Below are 21,053 nucleotides of genomic sequence, written 5' to 3'. Positions count from 1 at the left end.
AGATTTACCTTACCATTTACTTATTTCATTCAACTCTTCCTGTAAATAGTTCATCGTTATAACTCTTTCTTGTTCCCTTTGTTTATCATATAAAAGTTGTTCCATAAATTCCCATATATCTTCCAATCGTCTCTTTCCCTTATAAAAGGTCATTGCTTCAGGATTAATTGAAAAGTTTTGATGAGTTTTCCGATAGATACTTAAAAATTCATTAAAGTAGGGTTTATCATCTAAGAACATCAAGTCAGCTTCAGGCGGGGCTAGTTTCAATCCTTCCCAATCAATTAATATTAGCTCTTGTCCCGACTGCATTAAATTCCAATTGTGTAAATCTGTATGACATAAGGCCATTCTTAATTTTGAGTTTTTCAAGTTCTGTGAATGCTCCTCAAGTGTATAAATCAGATCATTTAATTGTAGAATGTAGGAATGGATCAATTCCCATACCTCAGACGGAAAATCATTTCTCCCTTTTTGCAATGTTTGTCTCAACATCGGTAAAAATGGAACCTCAAAATCTTCTATAAAAGCATCAGTCCCAATTGGAATGTTATCACTATATGAATGAAGCTCTGTTATGATCTTTGAAAGCTGATAAACCTGATTCTCTGTTAAATCTCGATCCCCAATCGTTTCCCCCTCAATATATTCATAAAGCAAATAAATCCCATACTCATCTTCACATTTATATTTTCTTTCACTTGTCATCATAGGAACGGAGATTTTCCCTTTTAAATTGCTATTCTTTATAAGCCATACCAAGATTGGAACATATTGATCAATCAGAGCAGTCAACTTCGGTGTGGAAGCTCTGCTTTTTTCATATACCTTCAAAAAATAGCTTTGATTTTTATTTGACACTTTATATGCGAGGGATGCCCAACCACCCCGCTGAGGCGACACAACATTAATCTCTATGTCATAAAAGTCTTTTAATATACTTTTTACTTGATTCATCCTAGCCCCTCCAGTAAAAACTTACAACACGGAAAAAGTATAACACAATTCGAGGTTGCCCTTTAATTATTGTAAAAAGCCATACATATGCGTATTAGAATGGTTGAATATGAATTTCAAATGATTTAGTATCTTATTTAAAGCATTATTTATGAGGTGAGGGTATTGGTGAAAGCAGACAAGTTAGCCTCCTAAAAATCAAAAACACATTTTTAGGAGGCTAATCAAATGAAATTTAATCTAATTGAAAAAGAAAAATGGGATAGATTGCCGTATTTCGAGCATTACTTAAATCAGAAGTGCACATTTAGTATTACAGCAAATATAGATATTACAACGTTATTGGAACAGCTCAGGAACAAAGGGATAAAGCTATATCCATCCTTTATTTACATGGTCACTAGAATAGTAAATTCTCATAAAGAATTTAGAACTTGCTTAAAAGATGATGGTACTCTGGGTTATTGGGAAAGTATGTTGCCTAGCTATACAATCTTCCATAATGATAACAAATCATTCTCAAGCATATGGACCGAATTCTCTGATGAATTTCGTGTCTTCTATAAAAACTATCAAGACGATATGAAACAATATTCAGAGGTTAAAGGATTTTTCACAAAAGAAATGTACCAGAGAATTCCTTTCCTTTATCTAGTATTCCATGGGTTAGTTTTACTGGCTTCAACCTAAACGTAAATAATAATCATAACTACTTATTACCAATAATTACTGGCGGAAAATACTGTAATCAGGAAGATAAAATATTATTGCCTATTTCTTTACAGGTACATCATGCGGTTTGTGATGGATTTCATGCTAGTAGATTTATAGAAGATCTACAGCAACTTTCTAATAACTGCCTAGATTGGCTCCCATAAGCATTGATGATGTAGCTTAATAAATTTAGTTAAGGAGTTACTTTGGTAACTCCTTTTCTTAATTATACTAAAACCCCATCTTTACCTAGTTATGATTAGCTCACCTATATTTGACCTTATTACTCATTCAATGACTGATAAATGTTTTGAGTATACTTCGTGATGGCCTCGTCATAATCTGGATACTTATATCCAAGATTTTCAGCCACAGATATAGAGTATTTTCTAAATAACTCATAACATGTAAATATAGCCTCCCACATGTTTGTGTAGCTACTTTCAGAATAAGTTGTGAGTAATGTTTCCCAATCATCTTTCGGTAAATACTGATCAATAAATTTATAGTTTTTCCCCACACTAAAGGTAAACCCTCGCTCTAATCCTATTTGCCAAGACATCATTCTTAACAGATTAGGCCTTACTATCTCGTTCAAATGGTCAATTGCAAATAGAATTTCTTTTCTAGCCAATCCTTTTACTACATATGTAGAAACCCACCAAAATTCATTGCAGCAATCATCAAATTCTCTTGCTGTGGGCTTTTTGATCCAATACTTTCGATCATTTGCAACCACTTCACTTTTGACAGGTCCATCCTTATCAAGCAAAACTTCAACTAAGCCATCACTATTAATAAAATACTCCTCAACTTCATCAATCGGAATCAGTTTCAGATCAATCCGATTTCTATCTTTAAATAGCATAAGGTAGGAAAACCAATTCCCTAACTCTGGTGGAAAAAGCTCCATGTCCTCTGGTTTTTGCATGATCAAACGCTTCCCAAAAACATTCAGCCATTCATCATCCTTTTTGAAAGAATCCATATCTGTTACAAAATAAGAAATATCATAATCTTGGAATGTATCTCTGGGAATGTTTTTGTTTGCACGTGAACCTTCCAAAGTTACCAAGCGAATTCGATTATCGTTCTTAGCAAAACTAATGAGCAAATTCATCATTTCTTGTTCACTTCTCATTGTATTAATCCTCCAATTTGTTGAATAGTAGTTTATGTGTCGTATACGAAGAAATCTCAGAAAATTAATGTTCTGAGATTTCTATTGGTGTATTTTTTATTTAGTAAACTATTACTATTACTTTTCTACTGAAAAGATTAAAAACATGGGTCTTCTGTTTTCATCTTTCATCCCTGGAACATTCCTTACCATTTCTTCCGTAGCCATAGGTTCCTTGACTGCGTTTATGTTAAAACCAGCATGAATTAAATCATTTATATAAGTTGAAAATGTACGGTGATATTTAATTACGTTTTCAGTTAGGAAGGTTGTTTCACGCAATCCTTCTGTTTGATAATTATCCACTGGCCAATGAAGGCGATTTCCTTGATCATCATAATACCAATCTTGTTCGTCCCGAGAAGTAAAAATCGGATGTTCCACGGAAAAAATAAAAGAACCTCCAGGTTTTAAATATTGATAAACTTTTTCGCAAATAGTATCAAACGATTTAATATAGTGAAAAGCTAAAGAACTGATCACTACGTCAAATTGTGCGTCCGAAAAATTGATGTCTTCAATTGGCATTTTAATATACGTAATTAAAGGATCATCTGTTTTTTCACGGGCTGTTTCAAGCAATTTTTCGGATATATCTACTCCAATTATCGAACTTGCTTGGTGTTCACGTGCGTATCGACAATGCCAACCGAATCCGCACCCCAAGTCAAGTACACTCTTATTTTTCAACTCTGGAAATAAGGATTTTAAAACCGGCCATTCTCCTGCACCTTCAAGCCCTTTAACTGATCTTGGCATTTTTTCATATTCAGAAAAAAATAAAGTATCATCATATTTGTTTTGTTTCATTGTTTTTACATCTCCAATTTATTAATAAACCAAAGTACATTCTTTTTTCAACAACATTGGATTGATATTGATGTCGATTGATTAATGATTTTCCCGTGTTTACTTGCCGTTAAGATACCAACTATTTAATCATTAGAAACCAAAAACTTTAAGGCATGGAGACAAGTTAGTCATGAAATTTTCGTATATATTGAACCTCTCCCTCATCTTTCACAACTATTCCAAGTTCATTTAAGTCCATTCTTAAATGTTTTATTTTTTTCTTATCTCCTTCTCTAATTGCATTCCTACGTTCATATAAGATGGCATAGACATTTTCTCCAACCGTGCGATCTTCAAGCGTCCAGAGTTTATATTGATCGGCATATGAATCCTGTTCACTCCAAGGATAGTGATGATTCAGGAATTTTTCTCGTATGATTCCTTTTTTTATGTCTGTCTTTTCTCTCAATAATTCTTGTCCTTTATTACCTGTAATGATAACTGTTTGATCCTCCATAAAGATTTCTTTTACGTCTGAACTGTTAATTCTATTTTCTTTATCATCTTTATTAATCAAAATTTCTGTATCACTAATACTCACTTTCAAGGCTTCACTATAGACTGTTAATGACAAAAGAACCCCTATAATCGCACCTATAATCATCAAGACAATAGAAGTCCAAAAAGGGTCAAGTGACTCCAAGAGTACAATGACCTTTGAATCATTAAAAAGCGGAATTTTTATGATGAAATCCAATAATCTTGGAAGAAACCAACCAATCGTTCCTAACACAATAGGAAATAAAACAGCAAAGAGCTTTTCCAAGAAACCCATACCAATTGTGGATGTATCTTTCATATTATTTTTTTACTCCTTCATTCTATTTTTTTAATAGATGATTCTATTTCCTAAATTAGTGCTATATGACTATTTTTAACACCATTTTAATTAATTCATTTTTATATTTCTCAAAACTAAAGGTTTTATTATGTTTAAGCATACTTTCTTCAATTGCTCCTTGAATCAGGACACAGATCATTTCAACATCAAACTGATTAGAAAACTCCTTCTTTTGTTGCCCATCTAATAGAATCTCTTTGAGCAATGTATATATTGGATCTTCGTCTTCTTCCCCATTGTCAGCTCTATAGAATGGAATTCCTTCTTCATTTTCAACATTAAAGACAATCTCAATTAATGCGATATTATATTTAAAGTTAGCCACTTGATAAGCCAAACACGCTTCAATATATGCAGTTAATTGCGAAGTAGGTGTTTCCTCTTGAACCACTTTTCCACTAATAAAATCCAATTTTTTTTCTAACAAGTACAGTAAAGTTTGATTAATTAAATCCATCTTGTCGGAAAAATGATAAGAAATTAAACCTGTGCTCACCTTTGCCTTTTTGGCAATTTTAGTTAAACTCACTTTTGTATAACCAACTTCTTCAAGTGTGTCAATACAAGATTGAATAATCTGCTCTCTTCGTGCTTCCGCAATAAAAGATTCACCCATTTTTAAAAACATCTCCTTTAAATTATATTACTTATCCAAATAAAATATTGATTGTACAATCAAAATATTGATTATACGTTTTATTTTACTTACATCTTTTATTATTGTCAAATATGCTTCCATAATTAATGGAACAGGACTTCTGGATTTTATTTAGTAGGAATTTTAAACAAAAAGAAAAGCAGTTTAGATGATTGGTTCCTTATTGGACAAAGGATTATATAATTATTGAACAACAGAAACAAAACTGGACTCGCTAATGGAATCTAGCCTGAATTTTGATTGATTTATGATGAAAACAACTAATTGTTTAAGGATTGAATACATATGGGTTGCCCGCCGCTCCTTCCCGATACCTTTGCCGTTCGGATACCAACTATTTAGCATGGAGAAGTAGAAAGTAACAGCTATATAGTTGTGCTAGTACGCATTACATTTTGGTCTATTAAACAAATCTTCCTAAGTAATTTAGGAGGGGGGTTCTTATTTCTCCGTCCATTTATTTCTTTAGTTAGTATCCCCATTATCAATTACTTTGAACATCAGGTACAAACAATCCCTATCTCCATTTACCTCATTTATGAAAATCCAAGTCCATCTACTATGTCCCCATCGAATAATTAAGTTCCTCCGCCCCTCCTTCCTCCTATCCCACTCAACTCCTTCTCCCCCAAGGGCTCACGCCCCATCCAAGCAACCTCCCGATTTTTCTTATAGAATAATTACGTTCCCGCCTTTTTGCCGATTTTTGCCCAAAATTGTACCGATTTTGCAATGATTTTGATAAAAAAATTACGTTCCATAGTAGACGAAAACTTCACCTGATTTGCTCCACTAAAATGAGCTGAAAAAAGATTGGACATCTTGGAATCTATTATGTGAGGAAAACAACTGAAAAGGAATTGGATTCAGACTGAACCCTTACTGGACAAGGGATTGGAGGAATATCGAATTTAAAAAACGATTGGATATAGATTGAATTTTGATTGAAAATGGGATTGGATTCTGATTGGAACCGCACCGAACTTCACACAAAAAAACCGAAGGTCTGCCGGGAAAAGTACCAGAAAAACCTTCGGATTGGGAACATTAATTTTATTTAAGGAACGCTTTTTTTATTTAAGGAACCTTAATTTTATATGGAGACAACTATTTAGCAGTAGGTACCGACTTTTTAGCATGGGGAAGAAGAAAGTAACAGCTACATAGAAAGATAAGGATTGGATGAAAGTTTGAGGAAAAGAAGCGGTTTATGTGGGAGATAATGTTTGAACCGAGGCGGGATAAAGTAGAGAAGGGTTTAGAATACAGAATGAAGAAGCGGAAGAAAAGCCAGAAGCGGTTCTTTTTTGATAAATAAAAAGAACCGAGAAACGTACCAACGGTACGATCCCGATTCTGATTGATAGAATAATCGGCTACATACATAATTGTCACTGCACCCTCAGTCTTGACCAGACTTTTTTCTTTAAGGACAAAGTTTTTTAGCTTAGCCTAAAGATTTTTGGGTGGGTACAATAAACTGTTGCTTTGAAATAAAGTTTGATCAAAAATATCACACAAACCCTAATTCTACAACGAATATAAAGAATCCATTTTGAAAAAAGATTGATTAAAATGGATTCTTTATCAGCAGATTCAAGTGTCGTTTTTATAAAAAAGTTTGATCATTTCGTAGTGGTGTTAATCTAGTAAGCATATACAACTAATTTAATTACATAACTCAAATTCACTGCCCTTTTTGCTTCAGCGTAGGTGTTTAATTTCCTGAATTCAGATTGATGGTCTTCTAATCCTCTTAGAACATCTATTTCAAGAGATATCCTTGGAGTTACACCCTTATTATTAATATCCAAGTTAGCCTCGAATTCTTTCATTGACTTCGCTAGAATATCCCATTCAGATTCTGAATAATGTTTTGTAGCAATGTATGCTTTCTCTATCACACTTCCCACAGTAATATTTAAAGTTAAATTCAAACTAATACCTTCTAATTCCCTATAAAAATCTTGAAGTAGTTTTTCTTCCAACCTATCTATTAAACCTTGTCTAATTTCTTCATTTAATTTTGCTTGTTCATTCTCCCAACAAAAAATAATGGAGAACCCAAATAAAGCAACATCCACGCCTAAGCATTTTACCTCTTGAAATTTATATGGACCCTCTATAATGGTTTAAAACATGATGTTAAACATCGACTTAAAGCCATCCAATTATGGATGGCTCGGATATTTTCTCTTAATTAAGGTGGGCTTGTTCCTTTGTTTTCCAGCATCTATTATTTTTAAATTAATGTCAATATTATTAATTGAGTGATTATTCAACGGTATTTTTCCATCATGTTGTATTCTTTTCCAAGTGGAATAATTCTTTATGTAAAGTACGTTTGAAAGACGATATATATCAGAATCCAGTTTCAGACCTTCTAAATAAGTATCCATTATTTCTTTTTTAATTTTCCTTTTAGCCTCAGAACTTATTTCCTCTAATGAATTAGTTCGTCTTACTTTATTTATATGTACTTTAGCTTTAATTTTAACATCAAATTTAACCTCATTATGTTTTATGACCGGAGTTACCTTTACATGTAAGTTCCTTAATAAAAGACCCATACCTTCCTTGCCTTTTATAGTTATTTCTGATCTTTGAAAATCCTTATTCATCCATCTATATCCTTTAGCTTTACTGTTACTAAGATACCCTTTCAAATTGTCATTAGTGATAATACCTAATCCGTTTAATATTGCTGCATCCATGTGTTTAGAATCAGCTTCCCATGATTGGTGATTTCCTGAAATAATTGGTAATACTATTTCATTTGGTGGACGGTTATTGAAAATAATTAATCTTCTTAAATCAATAGGTCGGATATAGGAAAATTGTTTAAAACTAGGTTTTGGATCACTAAGGCGTGAAAGATCTGTAGACATTCCAATATTCGGCATGGCATGAAGTATATTAGGAATGGAATCTTCCGTTAGATATATCCATATTTGATAATAAGTTTCAACATACCGATCTAATATATCTGTAATGGCTTGTAAGCCTCCTTGTTTCAAAACATTTTCTGTGAAAACAATGTATGCAATATGCCCCCAGAAAAGTCTTCTTTGAGTTGTCTGATAGATATTAAAGATGGCTTCTTCCACGGTATTTCCTGATGCATGACCAAGTTCTGCTGTAACTTGGTTATCGCTACCTCCTGACTCGCTTTTTGCAAGTAGTCCTAAATTAATGATTTGTAAATATGCTATATATTTACCGTCTTTATAGTCAAGACCTATAGAATGTATGTAAACCATTCTTTCCGTTTGTTTCACATCCCAGCATCCAGAAAGAAATACTGTAGTTAAAATGCTCAATAAAAGAAAAAATTGATTAGCTTTTCTTTTTATTTTCATTTTCTTCACCTGTTCTAGTAACGTCATTTAATTCGAGCGCTTTTGGCCTTTTTGTGTATTTTGTGCTAGGAATTTTAATAATTGTTTTAATAAAATCAGATATATTTAGTAGGCTAATTCCCTCCAAATAAGAAACACCAAATGTATTTATTCTGCCGATATATGCACAAATAACAAATATTGCTGTAAACATGCCAAAAAAACCGAATAAAGAAGAGAATATAATAATAAAAAGACGTGTAAGAGAGAGTGTTCCAATTAAAGATTGGTCATTTAGATTAAACGTGGATAATGTGGAAAGAGCTATTACAACGACGGTAACCGGACTAGCCAATCCAGCACTTATTGCAGCATCTCCAATTATTAATCCACCAACTACACTAAGAATTTGACCAATGGACATAGGTAATCGTAATCCCGCCTCTTTAAAAAGTTCAAATAAAAGTATCATAAGAATAACTTCAATGGATACTGGTAATGGAACTCCTTTTCTTGATTCGACAACGGTTGCTAATAATGAGATTGGGAGTTGATCTTGATGAAATGAGGTTAAAGAGACCCATATGCCTGGTAGTATAGATGACAAGAAAAGTCCAGATATTCTTATCAATCGTTGAAATGAACTGAAGATGTATGATACTTCTTTATCTTCACTTCCTTTAAGTAGCAAAAAAAAGTTAATAGGAGTAATTAAGGCAATAGTGACACCATCAATTAGGATAACAAACCTTCCATTTAATAATGTTTGCACAGCGAAATCTGGCTTACCAGTATACTGGTGTCTTGGAAATACTGCATAAGGAGTGTTATTGAACGTTTCTTCTAATTGTTGGGTAGTTACAAGTCCGTCGATATCAATGGTAGAAAGTCTATTTTTTATTTCTTTAAGTACATTCATATTTGCGATATCATCCATATAAAGAATAGCAACTTTCGTTTGGGAACGTTTACCTATCGTTGTTTGTTCAAATGCAAGTGAAGATGTGCGTAATCTTTTCCTGATTAAAGAAATGTTAACATTGATATCCTCAATAAAGTTATCTCTAGGACCTTTTACAGTTGTTTCAGTGGCAGTCTCTTCAGGCTTTCTTTGAGGACGTTCTGATATATCAATCGTAAAAAGTTTTCCATTGATTCCAAAATCGATTAATAATTTTCCGGCGAATATATCCGTTATTGCAACCTCTAAATTATCAATTACATCCAAGGTTGGGATATGTAGATAGTTGCGTATCTGTTCCTCAGTGATTTCGCCTTTATGTACGAAAAAAAAATGATCAATTGACTGAGGAACAGTATTGTATAATATTTCAGTATTGACTAGTCCCGAACAATATATATATGTAATTTGATGATGTATATAAGTAGTTGAGGAAAATTGTATATCCGGACATTTTTTTAGAACATTTCTTAATACTCGTTCACTAATTACGGTGCTCTTTTTATTATTATCATTACTTATTGATAAATTTTTTTGTAGGGATTTTTTTTTGAAAAACTTCATACATTTGTTCTCCTTTTATGTAGTACTAAAATAAATAAGGATAATAGAAGTAAAAAACTGATTAAAAAGTAAGTCGTAAAAGGTAGTAGGATATTCCATAAAACATTCGAATAATGAATATCACTGATGGGATAAACGGCATATCCAATTACGATAAATAAAATTACAAATAGACACCATTTTGAATATAAATTAATTTCTAATAAAACTTCTTTTATCGTATAAAAGAATAAGGAAATGCGAATAAATGCACCTGCTAACCATTGAAACAAAGCTAAAAAACTCACATGTTCAATAAAATCCCCTATAGAAACTAATCCCCATTCTTCAAATGCTGGGAAACGTTGATAGGATGCTTCAACCTCATCAAATTCCGTTATTGCTCCTATTAATGGTCCTAATGTAAGCCCCATTAATATGAAAGACGTTATAAAGAGATGTCGAAATTTAACTGGAGTATTAATTCTCTTTTTTAAAAATAAAAAAAGCATAAGTTCAGTCATTCCGGAATAGGGAAAAATAATACTTTTTAATATGGGCCTATATCCATTTTCAAAAATAGGAAGTAATAGTGAATAATCTTTGTGTTCCATATTTGTAAAAGCAACGAAAAACCCAAGACAGACAACGAAAATGAGTAATAAGATATTAATGATACTTATCGTTCCTAGTTTTGATCCTCCAAAATATAGGCAAACAATACTGAAAATACATGCTACTATCCATTTTGGGGTTTCAGGAAGATATACAACATTAATTAACGCAATAGTTTCTCTTAATGTGATAGCACTTAAATTTATTAAAAAGAGAATAAAGATTATTCCCAAAATAATAATAATTTTTTTGTTTACTTTAAATCGTAGCCACTCAAAAATTCCCTCATTATTAATTGACTTTTGCAAAACTAAAAGAAGTATAATCCAGACTAAGGATAATAAAAATGATAGAATTACACTGATCCATGAATCTTTACCTGCATGTTGCACAAGTGGAGATATTACAAATACATGATTGTTTAGACCTATCACTGTTATTAGAATAAGCATCATTTGCTTATTTGTAATGGAATCAAGTGTATTAATACTAGCACCTCCTTTTTTTAGAATATTATTTTTAAAAAAGGAGAAATTTATTCGTTTTTTTATATAAAATCATAGGTAGACTCAGGAAAATACATAAACTTAATTCTTAGGAACATTTCAATATTAATTTTAATAGGCATAATTTTTTACAATATTTTTGAGAACCACAGCTTTTTTCATTGTTCCATTAAAGCAAATGTTAGTTATCTTATTTATTTTGCGTGGTAGAAAAAAAAAAATAAAGCCCAGTATTCCAAGCTTTATCTATCTTAAATACTTATGAAGTTAGGTAGCATTTTTTACATAATGTTTTCCATCTATTTTCAGCATTTAACCATCTTTTTTTATGACATGAGGGACAAGGAATTCTTATCTTATGTAATTCCCATTTCAACTTTTCCCCGTTAAAAACGTACTTTTCATTTTCGTTTGAAGGATTAGGGATTTTTTTTACTCCTGCATCAATAATGCATTTCTGACAATAAAGTTTATTATCAAATTTAATTAGTTTTACAAACTTAATTCCTTTCAGTTCCCCGTCTATCACACCACAAGAACTACAAACAAGTCCATTTAATTTGTTCTGATAAAGTTTAATATTAATTTTACATATGTATTCATTATAACCATCATAGTAACGAACATCTGGAATAATCTTTGAACAACAATAGCAGTTTAATTCCTTTGTTCCAGATGGATAGGTAAATTCATAACCCGAACTGCCTTTCTTATCCGACTTAAGTTCAGCACTACCCAAAACATTTAAGACATTGTTAAATCCACAATGAGGGCATATTATACTGAATTGGTCTGTTCTACAATCCTTACAATCACATGGTCTACCCCAATCACAATTTGGCATAAAGCACGAACTCCCTCCCTAAAATATTCTTTCTTTTAAGATAACATGTTAATAGATTCGGAAAAACATCTTTTTTCACATGGAATAAGGTGAAAATTACCGATATCCTCTCAATATAATTGTTCAGGAAATCACAGCTTTATGTACTATTAAAGAATTGTTGTTGGTTTGATTTAAAGTTTGAACAAAAATATGCTTTGAATGTTGATTTTATAAGAAAAACCCCCTCCGTTTTGAAAAAAGATTACTCAAAACGAATGAGGTTAATTTTAGCTAAATTTATTTTTAATAAAAAGTTTGATTACTTAGGAGACTTTCCTCCATTAAGACTAGATAAAACTTGTTTCAAACATTTTTTGAAACAAGTACATGGAAGGATAACTCATTTAATTACCTGTTTTCAAGTTGTCTATCCCAAGGCAGAATCTCATTAGATTCTCTTAGTACCTTATCTAGAGTAAATATATTTTTTGCAATCTCATTACTTACACTTTTTACTATAGGTGGATTACTCCTTACCACTATTGAGCATTTTAAAGATGATGCGGATAACGTATTTAGATTTTTCCTTCCACTTACTGCTGGGGAACGTTTAATAATAACGGAAGAATCATGTTCATAATTCTCTTTTCTCATAATTTCCCTCCTATCAGCAATTTTAAGTACTCGTAGAAATATTCATCTTCTTCTTTAATTATAGCATATTCGATTAAGTCAATGTGTGCCTTTACTTGATCATTATTCCACCGTTCAACTAAAGGAAAATGGAGACAAAGTACACATTCACCTATGGGTTCAGTTATATACAAAGTTTGTTTTTCTTCCCTATAAAAAATAATTTTCTCTTGTTGGTTAAATGCATCCACTACATAGACATTTGAATTAGTTAAATCAAAAGTATCAGGTGCAGTAACATTTCCAGTTGCCCCTAATAAAATTAATTTTTGGGGTGTGTTCTCATTATAATGATAAAGTGATGCAGCCTTACAACCTCTTATTATGTTTACTCTAGTCGGATTAAAGTCTGGAGCTACAATGATTTCTTTGTCCTTCTGTAAAAAATTAATTGCCTGTTCTAAAAAGTTTGACCAATTTCCAATTTCATTATTCATTATTAAGTTTTTTTCTGAAAGTAAGGTAAGTGTATAGTTAGCATAGTTCATTAAGTTAGCAGTTTGATTCTTAAGTTCATTTAACTTCGTTCTTTCAGGGATTAGATTTACAACTGACCTTAACGAAGTACTTAATAATGCAGATATATTCTTTGCTTGTTCCTGAGAACGTGCAATATCAAATTCGTATAACCAATAGCCATTGTTGTAAGGTATCACTCTCCCATGATCCAAAGTCTCCATCTTCAAATATAGGAACCTCATGTCCGCTTTTCTCTAAATGATCTTTTACAATCTTTCTAGTATCTTTTAAAGCATCTTCATAAGCAGAACTAATGAAAATTCTAGTTCTATTAATCAGTTTAAACGACTCCTTCAATATCATTTGGTTAACAAAACAAATAATAAAGCTACGTACAATTGTAATTGCAAGTAGCTCTATAACTTTTTAAATTTATTTTCAAGTCACTTAGGACTAACGTACACTGATCTTAACCGGTGCGTTTTTAAGTCTAAGGTCTGTTGTTGCAAATGATTCGTTTAGTTTTTGAGCAACTTCATTATATACTGGTAATTCTCTTTTAGGATCTTTAATAGTTAATGCTATTACAAATGGTACTCTTTCCTTTTCGTCTAGGTTTCTCCAAGTAGGTAATACTTCTAAAATCATATCATCTGTACCTTGCCTACCTACAGGACTCTTAAATTCGACTTGCTTAATATTGGACCACTTTGATTCACTAGTTATTCTATCTCTTTCCCATTTTGCATCAAATGAAGCATCATCAGTTTTGCTTCCTTCTGTAATTTTTTTATAAGAATCGCTAATTTTTGTTCGAATACGAACATCAAGGTTGCACCTACAATATTCACTTCCATATCTTGCATTTAATGGAGTTTCATACCCCAAAGTTACAAGAATATTTCCTTTAATTTTTTGGTTTTCCTCATCAAAAAAAGATTCCGGAAAAGGGAACTCCTCAATTTTTATCCAATTGGTACCTCTTGAAGAATCAATTTCTCCTTCGAATAATAAAGTAATTTCATGCTCATCCCCATTTAAAATATCTGATATTCTTCGGGGCAAACCATATCCATATTCATAATGAGCTGATATTTCTTTTATTCTATCTTTACCTACTGGGTTTTTAGCACCATGTATTAACAATGTTTTCGCCATTAACGGATACATGTTCTGAGGATAAAGACTAAAATATTCAGCTATAATTGCTGATACCAATGGGGTAGAAAAGCTAGTCCCGAAATCTCCAATCCTTTTACCATTAGAATCTAATGAATATATAGGGTGGTTAGACGGATTACCACTAAAGTGTACTACATCAGGCTTTATCGAAAGGCCAATACCAGGGCCGACTCTTGAATAAGGAACTATCATATTCTCTTCTACAACATCACCTATACTGCTATTTAAAGCAATTGAGCCCACAGTAACTGATCTAACCGAATCAGCAGGCAATGTAATTCTATTAATACGACTATTTGTGGTATTTCCAGCAGCGACAACAAAAATCACATTATATCTTTTTTGTAGTTCATCAATCGATGCAGTGAATTCTGATACAAACCCTGTACATTGTCTCTTACTAGACAGAGATAAATTCCAAACTTTATACGTATCCGAGTATTCCTCTAAAGCCTGTTCAAGTGATGATAATAAATCATCTTCTCTTACTTTCTCTTTTTCTGGATCAGGAAGTACTATAACATCAAGTATCTTAACTCCAGAATCTACAACATTAGTTAAATTTTCATTTAATATGTGTCCGTAATTTATTATTCCTGCAACAAAATCACCATGATAATTATTTTGATTTGTTTCAATCACATAGTTATCAACATCTTCTACCCAAGGTTTTAGGTGGTGATTGTCAGAGGAAACACCAGAATCTACAATTGCAACTTTTGGGTATTCATTACCTGGCAACGAATTTATAATATCAATAATTTCATCTTCTACTAAAGTTTCCTGCGAGCCCGATTCAAAATAAACAAAACTAGAAACAGACTCTACTCCAGGAAAGTGGGAAGCTATTTGGATTATTTCATCAGACAGATAAGGAATCGCATAAACTTCTACAGAGTTAACAAAGTCCATTTTCCTAATTTTACTTCTATTTATCCCATAATCTTTTAATTGCTTTAAAAATGCAGTTAAAACTATTTGATTTATTTCCGAATCACCATAATTAAAAAACCTGACCTTAAACTCTTTGTCCTCTTTAATGTTAATCATTTCATCTTCGTTTAAATTTTCAACGACTAATTCATTATTATAAAGTTTTATATTATTTATACACGTGAGCTGATGAATAACTTCATACCATTTTCTTTACTCTTAGTAACTGCCTCACGCTCATCTCTATAAAACAACCATTCTCTACGGTTATTTGGAACCACTTCAATGACATCATATATTAGTTCTATTAATGTTTCTAAAGAAGACTTAGATGCGCCAACGACAAGAACTCCGATATCCTGTACAGCAATAACTTCACTATTAATTTGATTTAATATAGATGTTGGCCTATGATTCTTTGCGATTTTATTATTTTGAAGTTCAAATAATATTGGAAAAGGATACTCCGATTTATTTCTAATAAAATCTGCATATCTTTCTAATTCAACATCTAAAATACTTTCTATTTGGGCTATTAATTTTTTAAAGTGTTTTCTTATAGTTGGACCTTCATCATAATACCAAGTCTTTGGACCTGGTGAAATTTTCATATGATTACCTCTTTGTCTGTCATTAGCTCTTAATCCTATCTGTTTTGCCGGAAAATCTGGATTAGCCAATTACTCCAACTCCCCTTGGATTTTTTTAAAATCACTTCTTATTGTATTGTGATGGCAATTTAATATTTGTCCTAACATTCTTAGACTAAAAGAAGGATTAATCTTTAATAAAAACTTTAATTTTTCTCTACGTACAGCGTCTGGGTCACCATCCAAATTAACATCTGTAGCGATATAATTGAAATATCCCTCAATAAAGTCTAAAAATTCAGTTTCTCTATTTTTTAATACTGCTGTTCGAACAGATTTTTTTAATATTTGCTCTATATCAGCTACAGATAAACTTTCAAATAAATCAACCAATACATCTAAGAAGTTCCTTTTATAGGTATTATAACCTATATCAGAGAGTATTTGGATAATTATTTCTCTTCTTAATTGTCTCTCAGGATAACTAATATTTAATCTAGTGCCGAATCGTCTCCAAATAGCTTTATCTAGTAAATTCTCATGATTCGTTGCACCAATTAAAACACTTCTATCATTTAAAAAATCAATATTCTGCAACAAGGAATTTACTACCCTTTTCAATTCACCTTGTTCATTTACATCGTCTCTTAGTTTTGCTATTGCATCAAATTCATCCAAAAATAGAATACACGGGTTTTTTTTTGCATATTCAAATAACATTCTTATATTCTTTGAAGTGCTTCCTAAATATGATGAGATTAAAGTATCTAATCTTGCAATTACAATTGGTAAGTTGAGCCTTTTTGCAATAAAAAATGCTAATTCTGTTTTCCCACACCCTGGGGGGCCATATAATAACAAAGTAGAAGGGATATTTAACCCATATGATGCAAGACGATCAGATTCTTTATAAGAATCAATAAACTCATCTATTTGTTGTCTTAAAGATTCATTGTAGAACAGTGTTTTTTCTTCTATTTGAATCGGCATTAAGACTGTTGCTACTTCAAGTTTAGATTCACTATCAAATGGGACTTGCCTAGAATAGTTTATTGTATTTTCATCAAAACTACCTGATTTCATTAGTATTTTTTCTATTCTTTGTGATTTTTTTTCTTCACCATCATCTTTTAACTTTTTTGCTAATAAAGTAGCATAATCATTTACTTTCTGGGAATCTTTTTTTATTCCTCCTTCAATTATTTTTAATAACTCAGTATAATATTTCACGGTACATCCTCCTTACTAACATTATCCAAAAACCCTAAAAAACTATCCATATTTGTAATATTTTTATCCATTTACTTATATATACTATCCAAATCAGTGGAATTATTCAATGTTTTTTATATTTCAGCAGGGTAAGAAATAAAACAAAGAGATAGCATCCTCTATCTCTTTTACTTTAAGTTCTCTAGGAAGAAAGGTCGCAATGAATTAAGCAACCGACTAGAAGAAAAAAACAAATACCGATACATAACTAAAAACTATATCTCGAATCCACTTTAAGAGAACGGTGTAAAACTAATGATTTTTGAGAAGTTTATACAAAAAGACAACTTCCCCTATGGAATTAAATAGGAAGTTGTCTTTTTAGTATTTCTACTTCAAGTCGATACGGTAAATCCACCCACACAAAGGACGTTATTAGCTAAAAAAATATTTCATTAATTCTATCTCAGTGATTCCAATATATTCCATTATAAAGATAAGTTATTCTTAAAGCTCTTAATTCTATCTTTCTTTAAGAAAGTCAGCAAAGATAATTAATGCTACCTCATATCCCAATACGTCCCAATTCTTCCTTGGATAATATTTCTATAGTAACTTGCTTAATAGGATTTCTGCCTTATGATGAATACTATTTTTACTGTGCTTTGCCTTAATTATATTAACTCCTTCATTTTGGCTGTCTCTTAACGATTTACTTGTCCAGGTACCACTATTATTAACCAAATTTACAAGCAAACGATTATACATAGGTTTCCATTCGTGAATAAAGGTAGCAGATAAAATTAACATCGACAATGATCGATTCTCTCGCTCCACTTCTAAAATATTAAACAACTTTCCATTAACCATATATACTTCGGCAGTCACATATCTTCGTTTGGTTATACCATCACTTAATTTAGTAAACCTACGCTCTCCTGATCCATCTGGTAAAACATCCATAAACGCTCGAATTGCCTTAATTTGTGGATATTGTTCTAGAATCTTTAAAACATTAATAAAATCCTGTAGTTCACCTTGAGCTTGTATTTCGTGCAACATTTGATGCTCTAGCCCTCTTGCCAGTTTTTGACCTCCAGTGTCTGCTGTAGACCGAATTGAATTATTTTCTCCAAAGTATTTCTTTGTATTTTCATCCTCTCTTGTTCGCTGCTTTGAAGAACTACTTTTTATACGTTTAATTTTAGGTACCGATGTATATTCATGTTTCAACTGATTCATTTGTAAAAGATCAAAATCTTCTGTAGAACCACCGGCTTGTTCATCTAATGTAAGACCATCTTCATCGTTCTTTTTATTTAGTAAACGATATGTGAATTTCTTTGCCTCATTAGATTTCTCTCGATCCAGTATTTCTGGATGCGAAATCGAAATATGTTCATACGGAATATATTTATTTTTCACATTAACAACTTGTAATACTGTACATGTGTTATTCTTTTCTTTTACACGAGCTATTATGGTGATCGGTTGTGTAAAATCCCATTCAAATTTCAAAGTCTTTTCTTGCAACCAAGTAAAGGCGATATTTTCATATACTTGTCGTATATCACTGTTCGTTAGCAGCCACGCAAGTTGATAGATAAACGTTGTCTTTGTATATTTCAACTCATATTGTGATGAAAAACTAAGATGAATTTTATTAGGTTCGTATGTTTCCGTGAAATATTGAGGAAATGAATTCGATTCAAACAAGCGATATAAAAGAAAGACATTCGGGGCTAAGATACTACGTAACACTTCAATAACAGGTAAAATAATATTCTTGCCATCATATGAGAATACGAAACTACGGGAGGTTGCAGAATCATCGCTACCTCGAATGTTCCATGGCCTTTCATAATACTTTACTCCGTTAGGATAAATGGTTATATCTACTTCTCGAGCTCCTTGAGGGGGATGACTTGTTGTTATGGTTCCATCTGAATAAAAGTGTTGAATTGCTAAGCAGGGTAAAGTTCCCCAGTCCATCAGAATTTTCTCTGTTCGCCCATGCACACGAAAATAAGCATGTATCATTATTTTATTTTCTTGTCGGAAGGGCTCACCAATCCAGATTAATTCGGCTTTTTCCCCCTTTACAAATGGCCAAACAATTTTAACCTGTTGTTTACTCATAATCATCCACTTCCTGTTTTGTTCGTATATACACTTCTAAATGAGATTTTATTTCGTTAAAATGATGTGACTTCACAGCACCAATTCGTTGTACTTTCCATAGCAATACTGGTTCTTTTTTTAGTAACATACTGTCAATTATTTTACAGCAACGTCGAATCTGAAATTGTAGTGTAGATTCCGTAATTTTATTTAGATATTTTTCAGTTTGTTGCAACTTATCAAGATGTTTCACCAAATTTGATAAGATTCCTAGACGTTTCCCAATTATCGAAATTGTGATACGTATGGGCTTATCTATTTCAATTAATTCTTTGTAAAGCTGTTTCACTTTAGAAAGATACTCCCGATCACGTATGCCCCAATCGACAATTGATTTTGGCTTCTCCTTCGCCTGAACTATAGGTAACTGATCAAACAACCATTCATAATCGTGGCGATACAGGTACATATATTCTTTTGAGAAGCACTTACGTATTTGTGTTCTTGAAAAACCTGGATAAAGCTGTATCCCTTTTAATAATTGGTTTCGATACATATGTAACTTAGGTGGGAAATCCTTTTCAGATAATTCCTCTATTTTCACAGCTAAGGAAAGTTGCCTTTTAACTGTTTTCGTATCTACACCAAGTATATTCGCTATTAATCTTGTACTGTACATCCCTTTAGCTGTTAGTTCATGTAATTTAGCCTTCCATACATCCCCATAGGCTTTTGTACGTCCAATTCGATATTTATCTTCAGATAATCTATCCGGGCCTTTTCTAGCGTAAATAAAACCACAAGAGCATTCAAACGTACCAATAGGTGCTTTTGATTTAAAATCTCTCGTAACATTTACTTCAGGAATCACACATTCCTTATAATGATTAGCTGCCTTATTTAAACAAGGCCATGGGCCACAACCGAAAGGACCTGTATCAGTTTCAACTTGTAAAAAAGAATCTACATCTTGTTCTAAGAAATAAAGCATAAGCAAATGACGGAAAGGATGTGAATGGCGTTTTAGATTGCGTGTAATGATCCTCAGCCAATTGTACTCATCATCAACATCGATTTCTGATTCATATTTAACTAAAAATCCTTTTGGAAACTTTGATTTAAATGCTTTGTATAGCTCATTCTGCCGAACTCGATTAGAAGTTGTTATTAATTTGTGCTCACGTAAAAGAACACGATATTTATGATTAATAGATTCTCTTGAAAATCGATCTATTGGGACTTGCAGCAGTTGATAAGCTTTCTTTGCCAAAGCAATTTGAATAGCTTCGAACTCTTTTGGTTCAACTTCTTGAATCATTGATAAGTTCAGTGACCTTTTATCGAATCGAATAAATTCTATTCGACTCTGCTTTGAAGGATCTACAGGATACTTCTTTAATTTCAATTCATGATGCGCACAGAAATCAATTCCTTGTAGCTGATGCTCACGATGAATATAGGGTTCTCCATACTGATCAATATCATTAGCAGCACATTCTGGACAATAACAAAGCCAGTCTTTTTTACAAATACCTCCTGCGACCATCCCAAGTCTTATATAAAGTCCTTTTCCATCTCCTTGAACATCATGTAGAAGTTCTTTCTGGCGGTTCTTAGAAAGAAAAGGAGCATAGAAAGGATAAATTGTATGCTTGGCTAATAGGCTCTCAACAGAATAGTTAGAGCCAAATTGCTCAACTAGTACAGAAAAATGGCTGCCAATCTCTACACTTGGTATCACAGTACGACTTTGAAATACTTCTTCCAATGTGTCCTTAAAATCGATATTGCCACTATAAAAGTGATAACGAGCAATCGCTGAATACATCAATTCATCAGGATATGGGTTCGTAAAGAACGGTAGCATCCGAA

17 protein-coding genes and 1 pseudogene are annotated in these 21,053 nt (G+C 32.2%); 1 reads left to right on the top strand and 17 read right to left on the bottom strand.

Translation table 11 applies throughout. The annotated features are described in order from the left end of the window. Positions 1-9 precede the first annotated feature (9 nt). Entirely contained in the window at positions 10-957 is a 948-nt protein-coding gene (locus tag MHI39_RS01155; RefSeq protein ID WP_342540515.1) for a phosphotransferase, read from the bottom strand. 228 nt (positions 958-1,185) lie between these two features. On the opposite strand from MHI39_RS01155, the pseudogene catA reads away from it, so the two are divergent. Beyond that, positions 1,186-1,835, top strand: a pseudogene (gene catA, locus MHI39_RS01150) (type A chloramphenicol O-acetyltransferase). Between the two features lie 119 nt (positions 1,836-1,954). On the opposite strand, the gene ant(6) reads toward catA, so the two are convergent. From ant(6) to MHI39_RS01070, 16 genes are all read right to left on the bottom strand, one after another. Then, positions 1,955-2,812: an aminoglycoside 6-adenylyltransferase gene (gene ant(6), locus MHI39_RS01145; RefSeq protein ID WP_342540514.1), complete on the bottom strand. Its 858-nt coding sequence runs from the start codon at positions 2,810-2,812 to the stop codon at positions 1,955-1,957. Between the two features lie 117 nt (positions 2,813-2,929). Further along, positions 2,930-3,661 (bottom strand): class I SAM-dependent methyltransferase, encoded by a 732-nt coding sequence (locus tag MHI39_RS01140; RefSeq protein WP_342540513.1) that lies wholly within the window; start codon positions 3,659-3,661, stop codon positions 2,930-2,932. Between the two features lie 166 nt (positions 3,662-3,827). Beyond that, positions 3,828-4,502: a hypothetical protein gene (locus tag MHI39_RS01135; RefSeq protein WP_342540511.1), complete on the bottom strand. Its 675-nt coding sequence runs from the start codon at positions 4,500-4,502 to the stop codon at positions 3,828-3,830. Between the two features lie 61 nt (positions 4,503-4,563). Then, entirely contained in the window at positions 4,564-5,160 is a 597-nt protein-coding gene (locus MHI39_RS01130) for a TetR/AcrR family transcriptional regulator (protein WP_026562326.1), read from the bottom strand. A 1,688-nt stretch (positions 5,161-6,848) separates the two neighbouring features. Then, a complete protein-coding gene (locus MHI39_RS01125; RefSeq protein ID WP_061184579.1) occupies positions 6,849-7,286 on the bottom strand; it encodes a hypothetical protein in 438 nt (145 codons plus the stop codon). 87 nt (positions 7,287-7,373) lie between these two features. After that, positions 7,374-8,561 (bottom strand): Ger(x)C family spore germination protein, encoded by a 1,188-nt coding sequence (locus MHI39_RS01120; RefSeq protein WP_342540510.1) that lies wholly within the window; start codon positions 8,559-8,561, stop codon positions 7,374-7,376. Then, entirely contained in the window at positions 8,539-10,065 is a 1,527-nt protein-coding gene (locus MHI39_RS01115; RefSeq protein ID WP_342540509.1) for a spore germination protein, read from the bottom strand. The genes MHI39_RS01120 and MHI39_RS01115 overlap by 23 nt, the downstream gene beginning before the upstream one ends. Next, positions 10,062-11,111 (bottom strand): endospore germination permease, encoded by a 1,050-nt coding sequence (locus tag MHI39_RS01110; RefSeq protein WP_342540508.1) that lies wholly within the window; start codon positions 11,109-11,111, stop codon positions 10,062-10,064. The genes MHI39_RS01115 and MHI39_RS01110 overlap by 4 nt, the downstream gene beginning before the upstream one ends. Positions 11,112-11,424: 313 nt before the next feature. Then, entirely contained in the window at positions 11,425-12,009 is a 585-nt protein-coding gene (locus tag MHI39_RS01105) for a hypothetical protein (protein ID WP_055737866.1), read from the bottom strand. A 390-nt stretch (positions 12,010-12,399) separates the two neighbouring features. Then, positions 12,400-12,645: a hypothetical protein gene (locus tag MHI39_RS01100; protein ID WP_061184583.1), complete on the bottom strand. Its 246-nt coding sequence runs from the start codon at positions 12,643-12,645 to the stop codon at positions 12,400-12,402. Continuing rightward, positions 12,642-13,370 (bottom strand): hypothetical protein, encoded by a 729-nt coding sequence (locus MHI39_RS01095; protein ID WP_101356529.1) that lies wholly within the window; start codon positions 13,368-13,370, stop codon positions 12,642-12,644. The genes MHI39_RS01100 and MHI39_RS01095 overlap by 4 nt, the downstream gene beginning before the upstream one ends. A gap of 226 nt (positions 13,371-13,596) precedes the next feature. Then, positions 13,597-15,375: a S8 family peptidase gene (locus MHI39_RS01090; RefSeq protein ID WP_342540506.1), complete on the bottom strand. Its 1,779-nt coding sequence runs from the start codon at positions 15,373-15,375 to the stop codon at positions 13,597-13,599. 56 nt (positions 15,376-15,431) lie between these two features. Next, a complete protein-coding gene (locus MHI39_RS01085; protein WP_342540505.1) occupies positions 15,432-15,938 on the bottom strand; it encodes a hypothetical protein in 507 nt (168 codons plus the stop codon). After that, positions 15,939-17,078, bottom strand: coding sequence for an ATP-binding protein (locus MHI39_RS01080; RefSeq protein ID WP_055737862.1), 1,140 nt, complete (start codon positions 17,076-17,078; stop codon positions 15,939-15,941). It abuts the gene before it with no gap. Between the two features lie 588 nt (positions 17,079-17,666). Then, positions 17,667-19,199, bottom strand: coding sequence for a Tn7-like element transposition protein TnsE (locus tag MHI39_RS01075; protein ID WP_101356531.1), 1,533 nt, complete (start codon positions 19,197-19,199; stop codon positions 17,667-17,669). After that, positions 19,192-21,048, bottom strand: a complete 1,857-nt coding sequence (locus MHI39_RS01070; RefSeq protein WP_342540504.1) for a TnsD family transposase — start codon at positions 21,046-21,048, stop codon at positions 19,192-19,194. The genes MHI39_RS01075 and MHI39_RS01070 overlap by 8 nt, the downstream gene beginning before the upstream one ends. Positions 21,049-21,053: the final 5 nt, after the last annotated feature.

It is taken from the genome of Heyndrickxia sp. FSL K6-6286 (assembly GCF_038630395.1).
Taxonomy (GTDB): Bacteria; Bacillota; Bacilli; order Bacillales; family Bacillaceae_C; genus Heyndrickxia; species Heyndrickxia oleronia.
The sequence above is the reverse complement of the archived record's forward strand: the minus strand, read 5'-3'. Positions and strand labels throughout refer to the sequence as shown.

Coding starts and splice junctions, on each gene's coding strand:
- MHI39_RS01155 (WP_342540515.1), bottom strand. CDS start 957: ATGAATCAAGTAAAAAGTATATTAAAAGACTTTTATGACATAGAGATT.
- MHI39_RS01140 (WP_342540513.1), bottom strand. CDS start 3,661: ATGAAACAAAACAAATATGATGATACTTTATTTTTTTCTGAATATGAA.
- MHI39_RS01135 (WP_342540511.1), bottom strand. CDS start 4,502: ATGAAAGATACATCCACAATTGGTATGGGTTTCTTGGAAAAGCTCTTT.
- MHI39_RS01130 (WP_026562326.1), bottom strand. CDS start 5,160: ATGGGTGAATCTTTTATTGCGGAAGCACGAAGAGAGCAGATTATTCAA.
- MHI39_RS01120 (WP_342540510.1), bottom strand. CDS start 8,561: ATGAAAATAAAAAGAAAAGCTAATCAATTTTTTCTTTTATTGAGCATT.
- MHI39_RS01115 (WP_342540509.1), bottom strand. CDS start 10,065: ATGAAGTTTTTCAAAAAAAAATCCCTACAAAAAAATTTATCAATAAGT.
- MHI39_RS01110 (WP_342540508.1), bottom strand. CDS start 11,111: ATGCTTATTCTAATAACAGTGATAGGTCTAAACAATCATGTATTTGTA.
- MHI39_RS01105 (WP_055737866.1), bottom strand. CDS start 12,009: ATGCCAAATTGTGATTGGGGTAGACCATGTGATTGTAAGGATTGTAGA.
- MHI39_RS01100 (WP_061184583.1), bottom strand. CDS start 12,645: ATGAGAAAAGAGAATTATGAACATGATTCTTCCGTTATTATTAAACGT.
- MHI39_RS01090 (WP_342540506.1), bottom strand. CDS start 15,375: ATGATTAACATTAAAGAGGACAAAGAGTTTAAGGTCAGGTTTTTTAAT.
- MHI39_RS01075 (WP_101356531.1), bottom strand. CDS start 19,199: ATGAGTAAACAACAGGTTAAAATTGTTTGGCCATTTGTAAAGGGGGAA.
- MHI39_RS01070 (WP_342540504.1), bottom strand. CDS start 21,048: ATGCTACCGTTCTTTACGAACCCATATCCTGATGAATTGATGTATTCA.